Source organism: Orbaceae bacterium lpD02 (genome assembly GCA_036251875.1).
GTDB lineage: Bacteria > Pseudomonadota > Gammaproteobacteria > Enterobacterales > Orbaceae > Orbus > Orbus sturtevantii.
Genome location: CP133960.1, coordinates 1,256,331 through 1,269,997, shown reverse-complemented (window position 1 = coordinate 1,269,997; position 13,667 = coordinate 1,256,331). Strand labels below are relative to the sequence as shown.

Genomic DNA, 13,667 nt, shown 5'->3' with positions numbered 1-13,667 from the left:
ATATGATTCAGATGACTCCAGAAAAAAAAGGCAAATGCATTGTTATAATATTAGATGGTTTCGGTATTGGGTGCATGGATGATGTATCAGAAGTAAGACCTCGTGATATTCATTCAAATACCGCCTTAAATATCATTAAACGAAATCCCTCAATAGAGCTCCCCAATTTAGAAAATTTAGGATTAATGAATGCTATCGGTTGTGAGTATAAGCACCATAAATTTTCGCTGACAGCAAATTGGGGTACCGCTAATCTTGCGCATGTAGGTGCAGATTCATTTTTAGGTCACCAAGAAATTATTGGTACATTGCCTAAGCCTCCGTTGATTGAGCCATTTCGAAATAAGATCGACATTATTGAAAAAAATCTAAAAAATGCAGGGTACGGCGTTAGAAGAGTTGGGAAACAATTAGACCCTAAAATATTAGTGATTAATGAGTGCGTGACAGTTGGTGATAATTTAGAAACAGACTATGGTCAAGTGTATAATGTGACCGCTTGTTTAGATCTTATTTCATTTGAGGATTTAAAAAAATTAGCTAGCATTGTTCGTGGCTCAGTTCAAGTTTCTCGCGTTATTACTTTTGGTGGTGAAAATATTACATTGCAAGATTTGCTTAATGCGAGAAAAGTAAAAAATAACGCAATTGCAGGTATCGATGCGCCACTATCGGGTGTTTATAAGAAAGGCTATAAAGTCATTCATTTGGGATATGGTATTGATAAAAACGTACAAATTCCCACTATTTTAGATAAAAGTAGTATCGATGTTTGTTTAATCGGTAAAGCGGCAGATATTATTCAAACTGACAGCAAAAAAATAATATACGGTGTCGATAGTGATTATTTATTTGACCAATTAAATCTTGAGTCAACTAAAATGGATACCGGGCTTATCATTTTAAACATACAAGAAACCGATCTCGCAGGACATTCACAAGATGTGCAGTGGTATAGTGAACTACTGCAATTAGCCGATAAACGCATTGGTACGTTGATCGCCCAATTAAGGTCAGATGACATTTTAATCATTATGGCAGACCATGGCAATGACCCAACAATTGGTCACAGTAACCATACTCGTGAAAAAGTACCATTATTAGCATACAAAAAAGGAGTGGAGGGTAAACATTTGGGAACGAGGGCGACACTGTCTGATGTGGGAGCAACGGTTGCTGAGTACTTTAATGTCGAGCCACCTCAAAATGGTGTTTCCTTTTTATCTCAGTTATTTTAGCAATACTCTGTACTGAAATTTAGCAACTAAACCTTACCTGCCGTTAGTCAATGTTGATTAAATTGACAGAATCGTCTTCTATTAATCTATTGATTATTAAAATTTTTAATGGCTGGGGTACAAGGATTCGAACCTTGGAATGGCGGAATCAGAATCCGCTGCCTTACCGCTTGGCTATACCCCAAAATAAAGGTAAGTGATTTTGCTCGAGCTGGGTCATAATTTTTTAATCAGACTTGTTGATACAATGATTGTAATTTTCATTGGCGCTCTGACTAAATAGTGATTAGTAAGATGGCTGGGGTACCAGGATTCGAACCTAGGATGGCGGGATCAAAACCCGCTGCCTTACCGCTTGGCTATACCCCAATGGTATAAGATTGCTTAGATTAAATGGTGCGGGTGGAGAGACTTGAACTCACACGCCTCGCGGCGCCAGAACCTAAATCTGGTGCGTCTACCAATTTCGCCACACCCGCACTAATACTTCTTTAATCTTAATGGTGGCTACGACGGGATTCGAACCTGTGACCCCATCATTATGAGTGATGTGCTCTAACCAACTGAGCTACGTAGCCATTCATTCGCAACGTCGTAACTAACACTGCGAGGCGCATTATGCTTGTCTTAAGCCAAATCGTCAACTACTTTTTTATGATATTTTAAATTTTTTTATCGATTGTTTGAGATGTAATCAAATATTAGTCATTTTCCATTCGTCGATGGAATTAATCCGTCTACGGAGCAATTCATCATGAATTTCTTTGCCTTGAAAGCCAGCTTGAATGATATCTTTTATCGCCACCGATTTAGCAATTGAATAAATTTTTTTTAAGTATTGTGCTTGCGGATAAGGCTCATTTTCGAAACCTTTTCGGCCTCTCAAATCAGCCAAACTCGTTAATATCAATTTTTCAAGGTTATCGGGATTGCGCCACACATCAATACCGTTAAGTAACAAAACTAATGCCTCGGTTGGTAATTTCGTAACACAATGAACTTCATCGTGATAACGACACATTAAGCTGGCAATTTTTTGATACTGGTTAGGTATTTTTAATCTTGTGCATAATTGCTGTACTAAAGCAATGCCTTTTTCACCATGGTTTTTATGATGCGGCCATTGTTCTTTTGGTGTTAATCCTTTACCAAAATCGTGGCATAATACCGAGAAGCGTACCAATAAATCATCAGTGAGCAAGGCTGACTGTTGTAAGGCGAGCAGAGTATGAATGCCTGTATCAATTTCTGGATGCCATTTTTCTGGCTGTGGTACGCCAAATAAGTTATTTAATTCCGGAAACAGTATAACTAAAGCATCACAAGCTTTTAAAACTTCAAAAAATACTTGTGGGTTTTGCGTTGCTAGTGCTTTTTCGGTCTCTTTCCAGACTCTTTCGGCAGTTAAATGAGCCATTTCACCAGCCTTAACTATCTCCCTCATAAGCGTAAGAGTTTCTGGTGCAATAGTGAAACCTTGGTGGTGGTAACGAGCGGCAAAGCGAGCAACGCGTAATACTCTAAGAGGATCTTCTTTGAAAGCTAACGAAACGTGCCTTAATATTCGATTGTTTAGATCATTAATGCCACCGTATGGATCAATTAAGTTTTTATCTTCATCCATCGCGATAGCATTAATCGTTAAGTCTCTACGGAGTAAATCCTGCTCCAGTGTGATCTCTTGGCTAAAATCACAAATAAACCCAGTATATCCTTTACCTGATTTGCGCTCAGTTCGAGCTAAGGCATACTCTTCTTTTGTTTCGGGATGCAAGAATACGGGGAAATCCTTTCCTACCTGTTCATAGCCCAGATCTAATAATTCTTGTGGTTTGGCGCCAACAATAACCCAATCTGAATCGGCGATTGGATTATTAAGTAAGCTATCTCTAACCGCGCCCCCAACAAGATATTTTTTCATTAATTTAGTTCATCCAGTTATTTTTTTTACGGCGAGGGATAATAAATGGTAGTACCAAACCTGCAACTAAGCCAATACCAGCGACCAGCCCGCCACGTAAAAACCAACTAAGTATTAAATTTTGTCTTTTTTCATCTAGCTGATTATTAAGCGATTCGACATTTGATAATTGTTCATCAGCTTGCGCTTGTAGTTCACTATTTCTTTTTTCTAACTCAGTAATTTTTTGATTAGCAACAGTTAGCTGATTGGTATAATTATCAATCAATGCTTGCCTATCTTGCGTTGCACTGTTTGCTTTATCTTTTAAAATCGCTAATTCTTGTTCAAGCGCAGGTAATCTTTCTTTTAAATTAGGCACATCGGATAAAAATTCTGATTCAATCCACGATGCTCGATTTTTGCTATCTCTAATTCGAGTATATTTACCATCACTGCTTGTTTCTAATACTGAAACTTGCTCTCCTGATTTTAGCGAGCCAATTATTCCATATTGGGGGCCTGGGCCGCGTTTTAAATAGACAGAAAGATCTTCTGCAATATATTTATCAGCGGCCAAAACAGTAAATGTCATTAAGCTTTGTAAAGCACATGAAAACATGACTGCTATTAATAAATTCTTTTTATTCATAAGGTTATTTCTTTCAGTTTAGTGTTTAACATCGTTTTGATTATAACATAAAAAATTTTTTGATGATGCAGTTTGTTGTAAAATGGAATAAGAATCTATTCTCAATATCTAATAAATTTGTTATCTTAAGTTAAATTTTTTATTAAAGATTTTTATCTATGTCACAGTCAGAACAACAGAAAAACGACCTTAGTTTTAGCCATGTTAATGAGCAAGGTCAAGCCCATATGGTAGACGTAACTGAAAAAGCTGAAACACCTCGAGAGGCTATAGCGGAAGCATTTGTGCAAATGAACGCCGAAACGTTAGCAATGATTATTGCGGGTAAACACCACAAAGGTGACGTGTTTGCAACGGCGAGGATTGCCGGTATCCAAGCAGCCAAGCGAACATGGGAACTTATTCCTCTTTGCCATCCATTACTGTTGACAAAAGTAGAGGTCATGATCGAACCAGATATAGAACATTCTCAGGTGAGGATTCAGTCACTTTGTAAACTAAAAGGGCAGACAGGTGTCGAAATGGAAGCATTATTTGCCGCATCAACAGCTGCTTTGACTATTTATGATATGTGTAAAGCTGTGCAAAAAGATATGGTTATTTCACAAGTTCGATTATTAGCTAAAAGAGGCGGTAAGTCAGGAGATTTTAAAGTTTGCCATGACTAGAATATTATTTTTTGCACAGACAAGGGAACTAGTAGGCGTTTCATCTTTGGAATTAGATATAGACAAGATGTCTATTGCTGACTTAATTAATCACTTGAGTTTAAACGGTGAAAATTGGCATTATGCTTTAAAAGAGAAAACACCGCTTTGTGCTGTTAATAAACAATTGGTTGATAAGTATTATATTGTTGAGAATCAGGATGAAGTTGCTTTTTTTCCTCCCGTTACAGGTGGCTAGAAATGGATATAAATAAAAGCATTGTTATTGTTAGTGACGCAGAAATTAAGTTTGAGCGGCATTATCAGTGGCTATCTCAATCTCCTGAAGATGGCGCTATTGTAACTTTTACGGGGAAAGTCAGATCATTGTCAAATGAGGTATCTTCGCTATATTTAGAACATTACCAAGGCATGACTGAAAATGTCTTATATAAAATTATTGACAAAGCGAGAGCTCGCTGGCAGCTTAATCGTATTGTTGTTATTCACAGAATTGGCAAAATAGTTGCTAATGAAAATATTGTCTATGTTGGTGTTAGTAGCGCACATCGCAAGGATTCATTCGCGGCAGCTGAATTTATTATGGATGTTTTAAAAAATGAAGCACCATTTTGGAAAAAAGAACAGACATTAAGTGGGGACAATTGGGTTGAAGCAAAAAAATCTGATAAAAGTGCCTTGAAAAAATGGTATTGAGATACAATTTATATATAATATCGTGAAGATGAATACAAATTTCTACACATCATTTTATAAAAAAGAGGTTATGAATGAATAATTATTCCCCTAATGGTTCTATTGTTGAGCAAGCTGGAAGCCGAGTTCAAACTTATATGAGTCATGTTTATGGCTGGATGACTGTTGGGCTTGCTTTGACGGGTTTAGTTGCTTGGTTTGCATCAAATAATGAGTCTGTTTTTAGATTGCTATTTAGCCAAGATGCTAGTGGTTATTGGTCTTTAAGTGTTTTTTCATGGATTTTAATTGCTGCACAACTCGGGTTGGTTTTTGTGTTGTCAGGTATGATTAATCGTTTATCAGGAAGTGCAGCTACAACTATATTTATGCTCTATTCTGCACTGAGTGGTTTAACACTGAGTTCAATCTTTCTTGCCTATACTGCATCATCGATTGTCAGCGTATTTTTTATTACAGCAGGAATGTTTGCTGCTTTAGCATTTTATGGTTATACCACAAAACGAGATTTATCAGGGCTTGGTAGATTTTTATTTATGGGATTAATCGGGATTGTTATTGCTTCACTGGTTAACATCTTCATGAAAAGCGCGCCATTAATGTGGGCTATTACTTATATTGGTGTATTTGTTTTTGCTGGTTTAACTGCTTATGACACGCAAAAATTAAAAGCTTTTGGTGAACAACTACCAAAAGATGATCCAAATGCATTTAGACGTTATGCTATTTTTGGTGCCTTAACTCTTTATCTTGATTTTATTAACTTATTCTTAATGTTATTAAGAATTTTAGGTGATCGCCGATAATTATGTTAGATGACAACTAAAAAGGGCCCCAAAGGCCTTTTTTAGTTTTTTAAGTAATGGTTAAATTTAATTACCTAATGCTTTATCCGCTTGGCTATTTTCAATTAGCTCTATTTTATAGCCATCAGGATCTTCAACAAAAGCAATAATTGTTGAGCCCCCTTTTACAGGGCCTGCTTCTCGAGTGATTTTCCCACCAGCTTGTTTTATGATTTGGCACGTATTTGCTACATTATTAACGCCAATTGCAATATGTCCAAACGCATTGCCGTGATCATAGCTGTCGGTTCCCCAGTTATAAGTTAGTTCAATAACCGAGGCAGTACTTTCATCGTCATAACCAACAAACGCTAATGAATATTTGTATTCTGAGTTTTCGCTTGTTCGGAGCAACTTCATTCCCATCGTTTTAGTATAAAAATCGATAGATTGTTGTAAATTTCCGACACGAATCATGGTGTGTAATATTCGCATTTCTAATCCTTATCGTGTTTAACGTGGTGATGCGTTAACTTGTTTGCCATTAGTGACTAGGCGGACTTCTTGTCCTACTTGAAATTGGCCTGGCTCTGCTTTTTGTACTATAACAATTGACGAACCATTTTGTTGACGGATTTCAAGCTCTACTGCGTTAGTTTGACTGACCGCGTTTTCAACTTCACTTCCCACTATTGCCCCACCAATTGCGCCACCGGCTATCGCTAGTTTGTTACCAGCACCCCCGCCAATTGTGTTGCCCAAAAAGCCACCTAGGACTGCACCGCCGATGGTACCAATCACGCTATTTGATGAGTCATTTGATGCATTAGTTTGAATTTTTACTGGGCGGACAGATAGCACCGTGCCATAGCTAACATTTTGAACTTGTTTAGCTTGATTTGCGGTATACACGTTACCAGAATAAATATCACTATTTTGGCAACCAACAAGTAATATTGTTAAACATGCTAATACCGTCATCTTTTTCATAAATTTTATCTCCCATTATGGCCAATACTGTTATTTAATTAAATAACATATTAATTAAGCGTATTGTTGTGCATTTTAGCAAATCTTAGCTAATAATATTGTTTTTTTTATGATAAAAATTTGTTATTAGGCATTTATAGATAAAAATAATTAATTATTAATAAGTTATATCAAGAATATAAATATATTAACGTTGATGCTAAGTTTTGTCAGATTTTTATTATTTCAATTATTAGTGGTACAATCCTCGCATCACGATGAAAGCGTATCAGATAGTAGTAATGTTTATGACGTCCTGATTTTGGGAGTCAATATTTTTCAACGTGTTTATTTTAGTTATATGTAATTAATTTCTGACTAATTCCTATTTTAATTGATAGACGATATGAGGATACTCAGTAAATTAAATTATATAATCAGTTTTATTTATTATAGTTATGACAGGGATATTGCATGAAAACAATCGAAATTGATGACGAATTATATCAGTATATAGCGGGTAGAACTCAGCATATTGGTGAAAGTGCATCGAGTATATTGCGCCGCTTGCTTGTTATTGAACCTAAAGCATCGGTTATTGAGCCGTCGAATAAATCAGCAGATATTTCAACGTTAGTCAACTTAGTTAATAGTGATAGTTTTCTCGCTGAAAAAAAACTGGTTAATCGCTTTCTATCAATTTTATCGACGTTATACTTATGCAATAAAAGCTTGTTTTCTATTGCTGCGGCATCTTTGCATGGTAGCAAAAGACGTTATTTAGCTAACGATGAAGAGACATTACTACGTTCGGGTAATAATACTAAACCGAAGCTAATCCCCCATACACCTTATATGGTTATCACCAATAGTAATACTGCGCGAAAAATTTATATTATTGAAACATTGATGTTAAATATGACAATACCAAAGCAGATAATTGCGCAAGTAACAACGCAATTTATTGCTAAATAACTTTATTGAGGCAAAGGAAATTGAGCAGATGATAAATTCAAGAGCAGGGCAATTAGCTGAGCCAAAAGATCTAATTGATATTGATGCTTTATTAAATAACTACTATACAATTGAGCCGGATAATGGTGATCCTAGCCAGTTAGTTATTTTTGGTACCTCCGGACATCGGGGGAGTGCTAACAAGGGAACATTTAATCAATGGCATATCCTTGCTATTGCACAAGCTGTAGCAGATTATCGAAAATCACAAAGCATTACTGGTCCTTGCTTTATAGGTAAAGATAGCCATGCATTGTCAGATCCTGCCTTAAAAACGGTGCTTGAAGTTTTTGCCGCTAACCAAATCAATAGTATTATTGCCGTTGATTGGGGGTATACTCCCACACCAACTATTTCTCACGCGATTATTCGTTATAATCAAAAAAATAGTAATTTGGCTGATGGTATTGTCATTACTCCTTCGCATAATCCCCCAGAAGATGGCGGGATAAAGTATAATGCCATAAATGGTGGGCCGGCGGATACTGCTGTGACATCTGCCATTGAGGCTAGAGCAAATGAGTTATTAAAAAATAATTTAGCTGGGGTTAAACGGCTTACACTATCCAAGGCAATGAGTTCAGGGTTTATCCATACTAAAGAATATGAGGCTGATTATATTGATGACTTAACTAATATCATCGATTTTGATGTTATTACCGGTGAAAACCTGAACATTGGTGTTGATCCACTCGGTGGTGCTGGTATCTCTTATTGGTCGAGAATAGCAGAGCGATATAAATTAAATCTTAATATTGTTAATGATAAAATAGATCCGACGTTTAGCTTTATGTATTTAGATCATGATAGTGTCATTAGAATGGATTGTTCAAGCGCTGATGCAATGACTGGTTTATTGCAATTAAAAGATAAGTTTGATTTAGCTTTTGGTAATGATACTGATTTTGATCGACACGGCATTGTAACTCCGGCAGGGCTAATGAAACCTAATGCTTATTTAGCGACTTGTGTTAACTACTTATTTAAGCATCGGCCTAATTGGAATAATCACTGCTTAATTGGTAAAACATTAGTTACTAGTTCTATAGTTGATAGAATTGCGACTAATTTACAGCGAACATTATTAGAGTTTCCCGTGGGATTTAAATGGTATGGTGAAGGTCTATTTAATGGCACAATTGGTTTTGCTTGTGAGGAAAGCGCAGGAGCCTCTTTTTTAAGAAAAAATAGTCAAGTTTGGTCCACCGATAAAGATGGGATCATTCTATGCTTACTTGCTGCTGAAATGACCGCCAGGATGGGTAAAAATCCACAACAACAGTATGAAGAGCTCGAGCGACAATTTGGGCAATCTTATTATGGACGAATTCAAGCTTCGGCCAGTTTTTTGGAACGGCAAAAATTAGCTAAACTTGATGCGAGTCAATTGACTACAGACTCTCTAGCAGGTGAAATTATTGAACAATGCTTGACTAAAGCACCAGCTAATGATGCTCCAATTGGCGGCTTAAAAGTCGTTACTAAAAATGGTTGGTTTGCTGCTCGCCCGTCGGGAACAGAAGACGCTTATAAAATCTATGCAGAGAGCTTTATTAGTGAAGAGCACTTGCTACAGATTCAACAAGAAGCACAGCAATTAGTTACTAAGGCAATCAATTAATTCATGTCGTAAATTGAGCTAGTTTATTTTACTAGCTCTCATTGTTATTAAATTATTGCAAAATCGTATAACCCAATAGTACTAACTATTTACCTACCTCATTTTTATTCTTTAACTCGACAATTTCACCTCTTAATGATATAACGGTACCGATATTTTTGGTCGTGCTCTTTTTAAAGAAAATAATAAAAAATAATTAAATAATAGCATCTCATAAAATAAGTAATTTTGTGATGTTAAACATAAAATGGTTATCAGCTAAAATGAAAAAAAGAATTGCTGTTTATGTTTTGGTAATGGTTAGCGTACTCTATTTTGGTGATGTCACTTCCGCAAAATTAACGAATCAACAGATAAATTTATTGCTCGAAAATGATGATATTCAAATTATTACACCATCTTCAATGGTCGTAAAAAAATCCAGCCTAACTATTGAAAAAAGTACTGATAGTAGCCAAGGTAAGACAATTGTCGAATATGATAAAAAGGGGTTGCTAATTAATTATTATTCGGCCTCCGCTACAGGGAAAACACCTGAAGATAAAGTGACAATGATAGTTACTTTGATGCGTACAGAAAACGATAAATGGCAGCGCAAACAGACTATGGGTGATTATGAAATTGATAATAGTCTTTATTCTTTAAAAGGTGACTATATGCAAGTCACTTTACTGCCATCATATAACTTTGATAAAAAACGTCTTATGCTACAAAAAAATCAAACGATAGACAGTGGCAAAGAATTTGCAGTAATTTTTAAGTATGATAAGACCCTAAAAAAAGAAAAATTCAATATTGAATATCAATTTAACCAAGATGGGTTATTAAATTCATTTAATTTTTTAAATATTGATGGCAATAAAAAAGGCTATACATCAATTGTTAACACTAACTTTGAATACGACGATCAGCAACGATTAATTCGTAGCAATGAACGTTCATATTATCAACTGACTAATCAAGCGGCCGAGGAAACAATTGCTAAAATTATGTATAGCGATTTTGATCGGTATGGAAATTGGCAAACAAAAATAGAACTATTTGATGAAGAGCAGGTTATTTATAAACGAACTATTGAGTATTGGTAATAAATAGCCTCTATTTTTTAATTTAACTTTCAAGGTTTATTAAGGTTATTGGCTATTTGCCCTTGTTTTTTACATAATAATTTTCATAACAAATTAAGAAGTTTTTGGTTATTATTAATTAAATCATAGATCGTGTATTTTTCTAACTCGTTTAAAAATGCATTTTTAGCATCGATGAGATATTTTTTTAAGCGACAAGCTGGGCTAATATGACAAAATGATGCGCCGCAATTAAGTAATTCTAATGGTTCGAGTTGGCGAATTATTTGCCCAACATTTAGCTGTTTCGGCGATTTTTTCAGCTTGATACCTCCGTTTTTGCCTTGTATTGTGTCAATATAACCAAGTTGACCGAGTTTATGGACCACTTTGACTAAATGGTTTTTAGATATATGATAATGCTCACTTACCGTTGCTATATTACTTAATTCGTCCTTATCTAGCATAGCTAAATAAATTAGCACTCGAATACTGTAATCCGTAAAACTTGATAGTTGCAATTTTTCTCCTTAGTTTATTTTTTATATTCAATAACTTATATATTATTATCCTAACCAAATGTTATGTATAGGCCAACTTGAGCCTAATTGAGTGAAAATTCAATTTTTAACTCGTGTAATATTAACGCTTGTGTTCTTTTATTTTTTGAAAGCTAAAAATAGCCTTTTATCATGGTTTGAAAATAGAACATCTGGTGTTATAAGTCTTTTTTTATACGTGACAAAGATCATAGCTGACCTTAATAATTATTCAATATTAGCCCTTATTAAATATAAGGGCTAAATAAAACTAAGTCTGATTAAGCTGCGTTTACCGTTAAAATTCTCGCTAAGTCTTCTTTGGCATCTGTTGTTGCTTTTAGGTCAAACTCTTTTTGTAAAATACTAATGAGGTTACTGGTCAAAAAAGCAGGCATAGATGGACCGGTATAGATACCTTTTGCCCCTAAAGATAATAACGTTAATAAAATAACAATCGCTTTTTGTTCAAACCAAGATAGTACAAGCGTTAATGGTAATTCGTTCACTCCGCATTCAAATGTCTCTGCAAGCGCTAGAGCTAATTGAATTGCTGAATATGCATCGTTGCATTGTCCTATATCAATTAAGCGAGGAATACCGTTTATATCACCAAAGTTTTGTTTATTAAAACGATACTTTCCGCAGCCTAATGTTAAAATAATGCTATCTTGTGGAACCTGACTGGCCATATCCGTATAATAATGGCGCTCATCGCTAATCCCATCACATCCTCCGATTAAGAAGACGTGTTTTATATTACCTGCTTTAATTTGTTCTATGACTGTTGGCGCAACGTTCATTAAGGCATTACGTGCAAAACCGATAGTAATGTAATGTTCTAATTCGGTATGTTTGAAGCCAGATTGATTTAATGCACACTCAATTACAGCACTAAAGTCATCGTTTTCTAGGTGAACGACCCCAGGCCAGCCAACGATGCTACGAGTAAAAATACGGTCAGCATATCGCCCAGCGAAAGGGTTAATAAGACAATTTGATGTCATCACAATTGCACCTGGGAATTGCGCAAATTCATTTTGTTGATTTTGCCAAGCACTGCCAAAGTTACCGACTAAATGAGGGTACTTTTTTAGCTCAGGATAGGCATGAGCAGGTAACATTTCACCGTGGGTATAGACATTAATTCCTTTTCCTTGTGTTTGCTCTAAAATTAATCTTAAATCCTTAAAATCATGCCCTGAAACTAAAATACATTTACCTGAGATGGGTTTGGTATTTACTTGAGTTGGTACTGGGTGGCCAAATATCGTTGTTTCTCCTGCGTCAAGCATTTCCATTACTTTATAATTTAATGCACCAATGGCGATTGATAAATCAAGCAACTCGCTTATATCGGTTGGGTTATTGCCTAATACGTTCATTATTTGATGATATTCAATACAGATTTCATCACTGAATTGTTCTAAAACTGCCGCGTGTTCCATATATGCAGCTAAACCTTTTAAACCATAAATAGCGAGTAAACGCAGACCAATTACATCATCTTCGATATCGCCTTTACCTCTATTCAAAAAGACGTTAGGAGCCAGTTTTAGTAGCTCTTCTTTATTTTTTGGATATTGCATTTGAGCGGCGTAAGATAGCGGTGGTAAGGAATGGTTAGCTTGTATTGCAGCTGCTTTAGCTAATTGTTCTAACTTTAGACTGTGTATATCCGCTTGCTGTATATAATTCAGTATTCTTTCTGGATCAAAATTAACATTTGTTAGCGTGGCAAAAAATGTTTGGAATGACCATCGATCAACCGCTCTATCACTAATTTGGTATTGGTGGCAAATTGATGCCCAAAATGAGACACGCTGTAGCGCTGCAACTAAGATATCTTGTAAGTCCGATACTTCGGCTGTTTTGCCACACATACCTTTGGTATAGCTACAGCCTTTAGTTGTTGATGTTATTATTGTTTGCTCGCATTGAATACAAAACATAATTGCTCCTTTATTTATGGTTATTTTTATTTTCGATAAAACATGTATTAAAAATACATGTTTAAAGTTTAAAAGGCAAAATGAATTTTGAAAAGAAAATATTTTGATTACTTGCAGACTTTATAATCAAAAATACTTACACTTAATTATTATTTCCAACGTTAACCATAGAGGCATTCCCAATGAAAAAAATAATATTAATTATTTGCTCAATCATATTACTATCTACAACAAGTGCTTTAGCTCATACTGATCACCAAGTAGTGGATAAAAATATGAACCCAATGACAGAAGAATATTTACATGCCATGAATGAAATGCACCAACCAATGATGGAAGGTGTGATGTCATCAGATCCTGATGTGGCATTTGTTGCGGGAATGATCCCCCATCATCAGGGGGCTATCGATATGGCTAAAATCGAACTAAAATATGGTAAAGATCCTGACATCAGAGCACTCGCAGTGCAAGTGATTAAAGCGCAAGAAAAAGAGATTGAATTTATGAAAAAATGGCTTGAAAAGCATCAGAATCGATAGTTTTTACAAAATAGAGTGAGTAAATAA

At 35.5% G+C, this 13,667-nt stretch carries 15 protein-coding genes and 4 tRNA genes; 9 read left to right on the top strand and 10 right to left on the bottom strand.

Going from position 1 to position 13,667, the window contains the following annotated elements:
- The first annotated feature begins 2 nt into the window (after positions 1 to 2).
- Entirely contained in the window at positions 3 to 1,238 is a 1,236-nt protein-coding gene (locus tag RHO12_05590) for a phosphopentomutase (protein ID WVD67247.1), read from the top strand.
- 109 nt (positions 1,239 to 1,347) lie between these two features.
- On the opposite strand, the gene RHO12_05585 is transcribed toward RHO12_05590, so the two are convergent.
- The 6 genes from RHO12_05585 to RHO12_05560 form a co-directional block, all read right to left on the bottom strand.
- Positions 1,348 to 1,422 (bottom strand) — tRNA-Gln (locus RHO12_05585).
- Between the two features lie 111 nt (positions 1,423 to 1,533).
- A tRNA-Gln gene (locus tag RHO12_05580) sits at positions 1,534 to 1,607 on the bottom strand.
- Positions 1,608 to 1,632: 25 nt separating this feature from the next.
- Positions 1,633 to 1,717, bottom strand: a tRNA-Leu gene (locus RHO12_05575).
- Between the two features lie 22 nt (positions 1,718 to 1,739).
- Positions 1,740 to 1,816, bottom strand: a tRNA-Met gene (locus RHO12_05570).
- Between the two features lie 116 nt (positions 1,817 to 1,932).
- Positions 1,933 to 3,159, bottom strand: coding sequence for a multifunctional CCA addition/repair protein (locus RHO12_05565; GenBank protein ID WVD67246.1), 1,227 nt, complete (start codon positions 3,157 to 3,159; stop codon positions 1,933 to 1,935).
- 4 nt (positions 3,160 to 3,163) lie between these two features.
- Entirely contained in the window at positions 3,164 to 3,790 is a 627-nt protein-coding gene (locus RHO12_05560) for a TIGR04211 family SH3 domain-containing protein (GenBank protein WVD67245.1), read from the bottom strand.
- A 158-nt stretch (positions 3,791 to 3,948) separates the two neighbouring features.
- Between RHO12_05560 and moaC the strand changes: the two genes are divergently transcribed.
- The 4 genes from moaC to RHO12_05540 all read left to right on the top strand — a co-directional run bounded on the left by moaC (position 3,949) and on the right by RHO12_05540 (position 5,960).
- The gene (moaC, locus tag RHO12_05555) at positions 3,949 to 4,458 is read left to right on the top strand and encodes a cyclic pyranopterin monophosphate synthase MoaC (GenBank protein ID WVD67244.1); all 510 of its coding nucleotides are present in this window, start codon (positions 3,949 to 3,951) and stop codon (positions 4,456 to 4,458) included.
- Complete coding sequence (locus RHO12_05550) at positions 4,451 to 4,696, top strand: MoaD/ThiS family protein (protein ID WVD67243.1); 246 nt, start codon at positions 4,451 to 4,453, stop codon at positions 4,694 to 4,696. The genes moaC and RHO12_05550 overlap by 8 nt, the downstream gene beginning before the upstream one ends.
- Positions 4,697 to 4,698: 2 nt before the next feature.
- Positions 4,699 to 5,154: a molybdopterin synthase catalytic subunit MoaE gene (gene moaE, locus RHO12_05545; protein WVD67242.1), complete on the top strand. Its 456-nt coding sequence runs from the start codon at positions 4,699 to 4,701 to the stop codon at positions 5,152 to 5,154.
- A 74-nt stretch (positions 5,155 to 5,228) separates the two neighbouring features.
- Positions 5,229 to 5,960 (top strand): Bax inhibitor-1/YccA family protein, encoded by a 732-nt coding sequence (locus RHO12_05540; protein ID WVD67241.1) that lies wholly within the window; start codon positions 5,229 to 5,231, stop codon positions 5,958 to 5,960.
- 66 nt (positions 5,961 to 6,026) lie between these two features.
- Here RHO12_05540 and gloA read toward each other — a convergent pair whose 3' ends face one another.
- Both gloA and RHO12_05530 read right to left on the bottom strand, forming a co-directional pair.
- Complete coding sequence (gene gloA / locus RHO12_05535) at positions 6,027 to 6,434, bottom strand: lactoylglutathione lyase (protein WVD67240.1); 408 nt, start codon at positions 6,432 to 6,434, stop codon at positions 6,027 to 6,029.
- Positions 6,435 to 6,452: 18 nt separating this feature from the next.
- Positions 6,453 to 6,929 (bottom strand): glycine zipper 2TM domain-containing protein, encoded by a 477-nt coding sequence (locus RHO12_05530; protein WVD67239.1) that lies wholly within the window; start codon positions 6,927 to 6,929, stop codon positions 6,453 to 6,455.
- A gap of 453 nt (positions 6,930 to 7,382) precedes the next feature.
- Between RHO12_05530 and RHO12_05525 the strand changes: the two genes are divergently transcribed.
- From RHO12_05525 to RHO12_05515, 3 genes are all read left to right on the top strand, one after another.
- Positions 7,383 to 7,883: a hypothetical protein gene (locus tag RHO12_05525; GenBank protein WVD67238.1), complete on the top strand. Its 501-nt coding sequence runs from the start codon at positions 7,383 to 7,385 to the stop codon at positions 7,881 to 7,883.
- 28 nt (positions 7,884 to 7,911) lie between these two features.
- Positions 7,912 to 9,543 carry a phosphoglucomutase (alpha-D-glucose-1,6-bisphosphate-dependent) gene (gene pgm, locus RHO12_05520; protein ID WVD67237.1) on the top strand — a complete coding sequence of 544 codons (1,632 nt, stop codon included), beginning with the start codon at positions 7,912 to 7,914 and terminating at the stop codon, positions 9,541 to 9,543.
- A 263-nt stretch (positions 9,544 to 9,806) separates the two neighbouring features.
- Positions 9,807 to 10,631: a hypothetical protein gene (locus RHO12_05515; protein WVD67236.1), complete on the top strand. Its 825-nt coding sequence runs from the start codon at positions 9,807 to 9,809 to the stop codon at positions 10,629 to 10,631.
- An 83-nt stretch (positions 10,632 to 10,714) separates the two neighbouring features.
- On the opposite strand, the gene nsrR is transcribed toward RHO12_05515, so the two are convergent.
- Both nsrR and hcp read right to left on the bottom strand, forming a co-directional pair.
- A complete protein-coding gene (gene nsrR / locus RHO12_05510; protein ID WVD67235.1) occupies positions 10,715 to 11,131 on the bottom strand; it encodes a nitric oxide-sensing transcriptional repressor NsrR in 417 nt (138 codons plus the stop codon).
- 299 nt (positions 11,132 to 11,430) lie between these two features.
- Positions 11,431 to 13,101, bottom strand: a complete 1,671-nt coding sequence (gene hcp / locus RHO12_05505; GenBank protein ID WVD67234.1) for a hydroxylamine reductase — start codon at positions 13,099 to 13,101, stop codon at positions 11,431 to 11,433.
- Positions 13,102 to 13,283: 182 nt separating this feature from the next.
- Here hcp and RHO12_05500 point away from each other — a divergent pair, with 182 nt between their 5' ends.
- On the top strand, positions 13,284 to 13,640 hold the full coding sequence (locus RHO12_05500) for a DUF305 domain-containing protein (protein WVD67233.1): 357 nt from the start codon (positions 13,284 to 13,286) through the stop codon (positions 13,638 to 13,640).
- Positions 13,641 to 13,667: the final 27 nt, after the last annotated feature.

What these genes read in the sequence shown, in the direction of transcription:
- RHO12_05590 (WVD67247.1), top strand. Translation starts at nt 3, where the DNA reads ATGATTCAGATGACTCCAGAAAAAAAAGGCAAATGCATTGTTATAATA.
- RHO12_05565 (WVD67246.1), bottom strand. Translation starts at nt 3,159, where the DNA reads ATGAAAAAATATCTTGTTGGGGGCGCGGTTAGAGATAGCTTACTTAAT.
- RHO12_05560 (WVD67245.1), bottom strand. Translation starts at nt 3,790, where the DNA reads ATGAATAAAAAGAATTTATTAATAGCAGTCATGTTTTCATGTGCTTTA.
- moaC (WVD67244.1), top strand. Translation starts at nt 3,949, where the DNA reads ATGTCACAGTCAGAACAACAGAAAAACGACCTTAGTTTTAGCCATGTT.
- RHO12_05550 (WVD67243.1), top strand. Translation starts at nt 4,451, where the DNA reads ATGACTAGAATATTATTTTTTGCACAGACAAGGGAACTAGTAGGCGTT.
- moaE (WVD67242.1), top strand. Translation starts at nt 4,699, where the DNA reads ATGGATATAAATAAAAGCATTGTTATTGTTAGTGACGCAGAAATTAAG.
- RHO12_05540 (WVD67241.1), top strand. Translation starts at nt 5,229, where the DNA reads ATGAATAATTATTCCCCTAATGGTTCTATTGTTGAGCAAGCTGGAAGC.
- gloA (WVD67240.1), bottom strand. Translation starts at nt 6,434, where the DNA reads ATGCGAATATTACACACCATGATTCGTGTCGGAAATTTACAACAATCT.
- RHO12_05530 (WVD67239.1), bottom strand. Translation starts at nt 6,929, where the DNA reads ATGAAAAAGATGACGGTATTAGCATGTTTAACAATATTACTTGTTGGT.
- RHO12_05525 (WVD67238.1), top strand. Translation starts at nt 7,383, where the DNA reads ATGAAAACAATCGAAATTGATGACGAATTATATCAGTATATAGCGGGT.
- pgm (WVD67237.1), top strand. Translation starts at nt 7,912, where the DNA reads ATGATAAATTCAAGAGCAGGGCAATTAGCTGAGCCAAAAGATCTAATT.
- RHO12_05515 (WVD67236.1), top strand. Translation starts at nt 9,807, where the DNA reads ATGAAAAAAAGAATTGCTGTTTATGTTTTGGTAATGGTTAGCGTACTC.
- hcp (WVD67234.1), bottom strand. Translation starts at nt 13,101, where the DNA reads ATGTTTTGTATTCAATGCGAGCAAACAATAATAACATCAACAACTAAA.
- RHO12_05500 (WVD67233.1), top strand. Translation starts at nt 13,284, where the DNA reads ATGAAAAAAATAATATTAATTATTTGCTCAATCATATTACTATCTACA.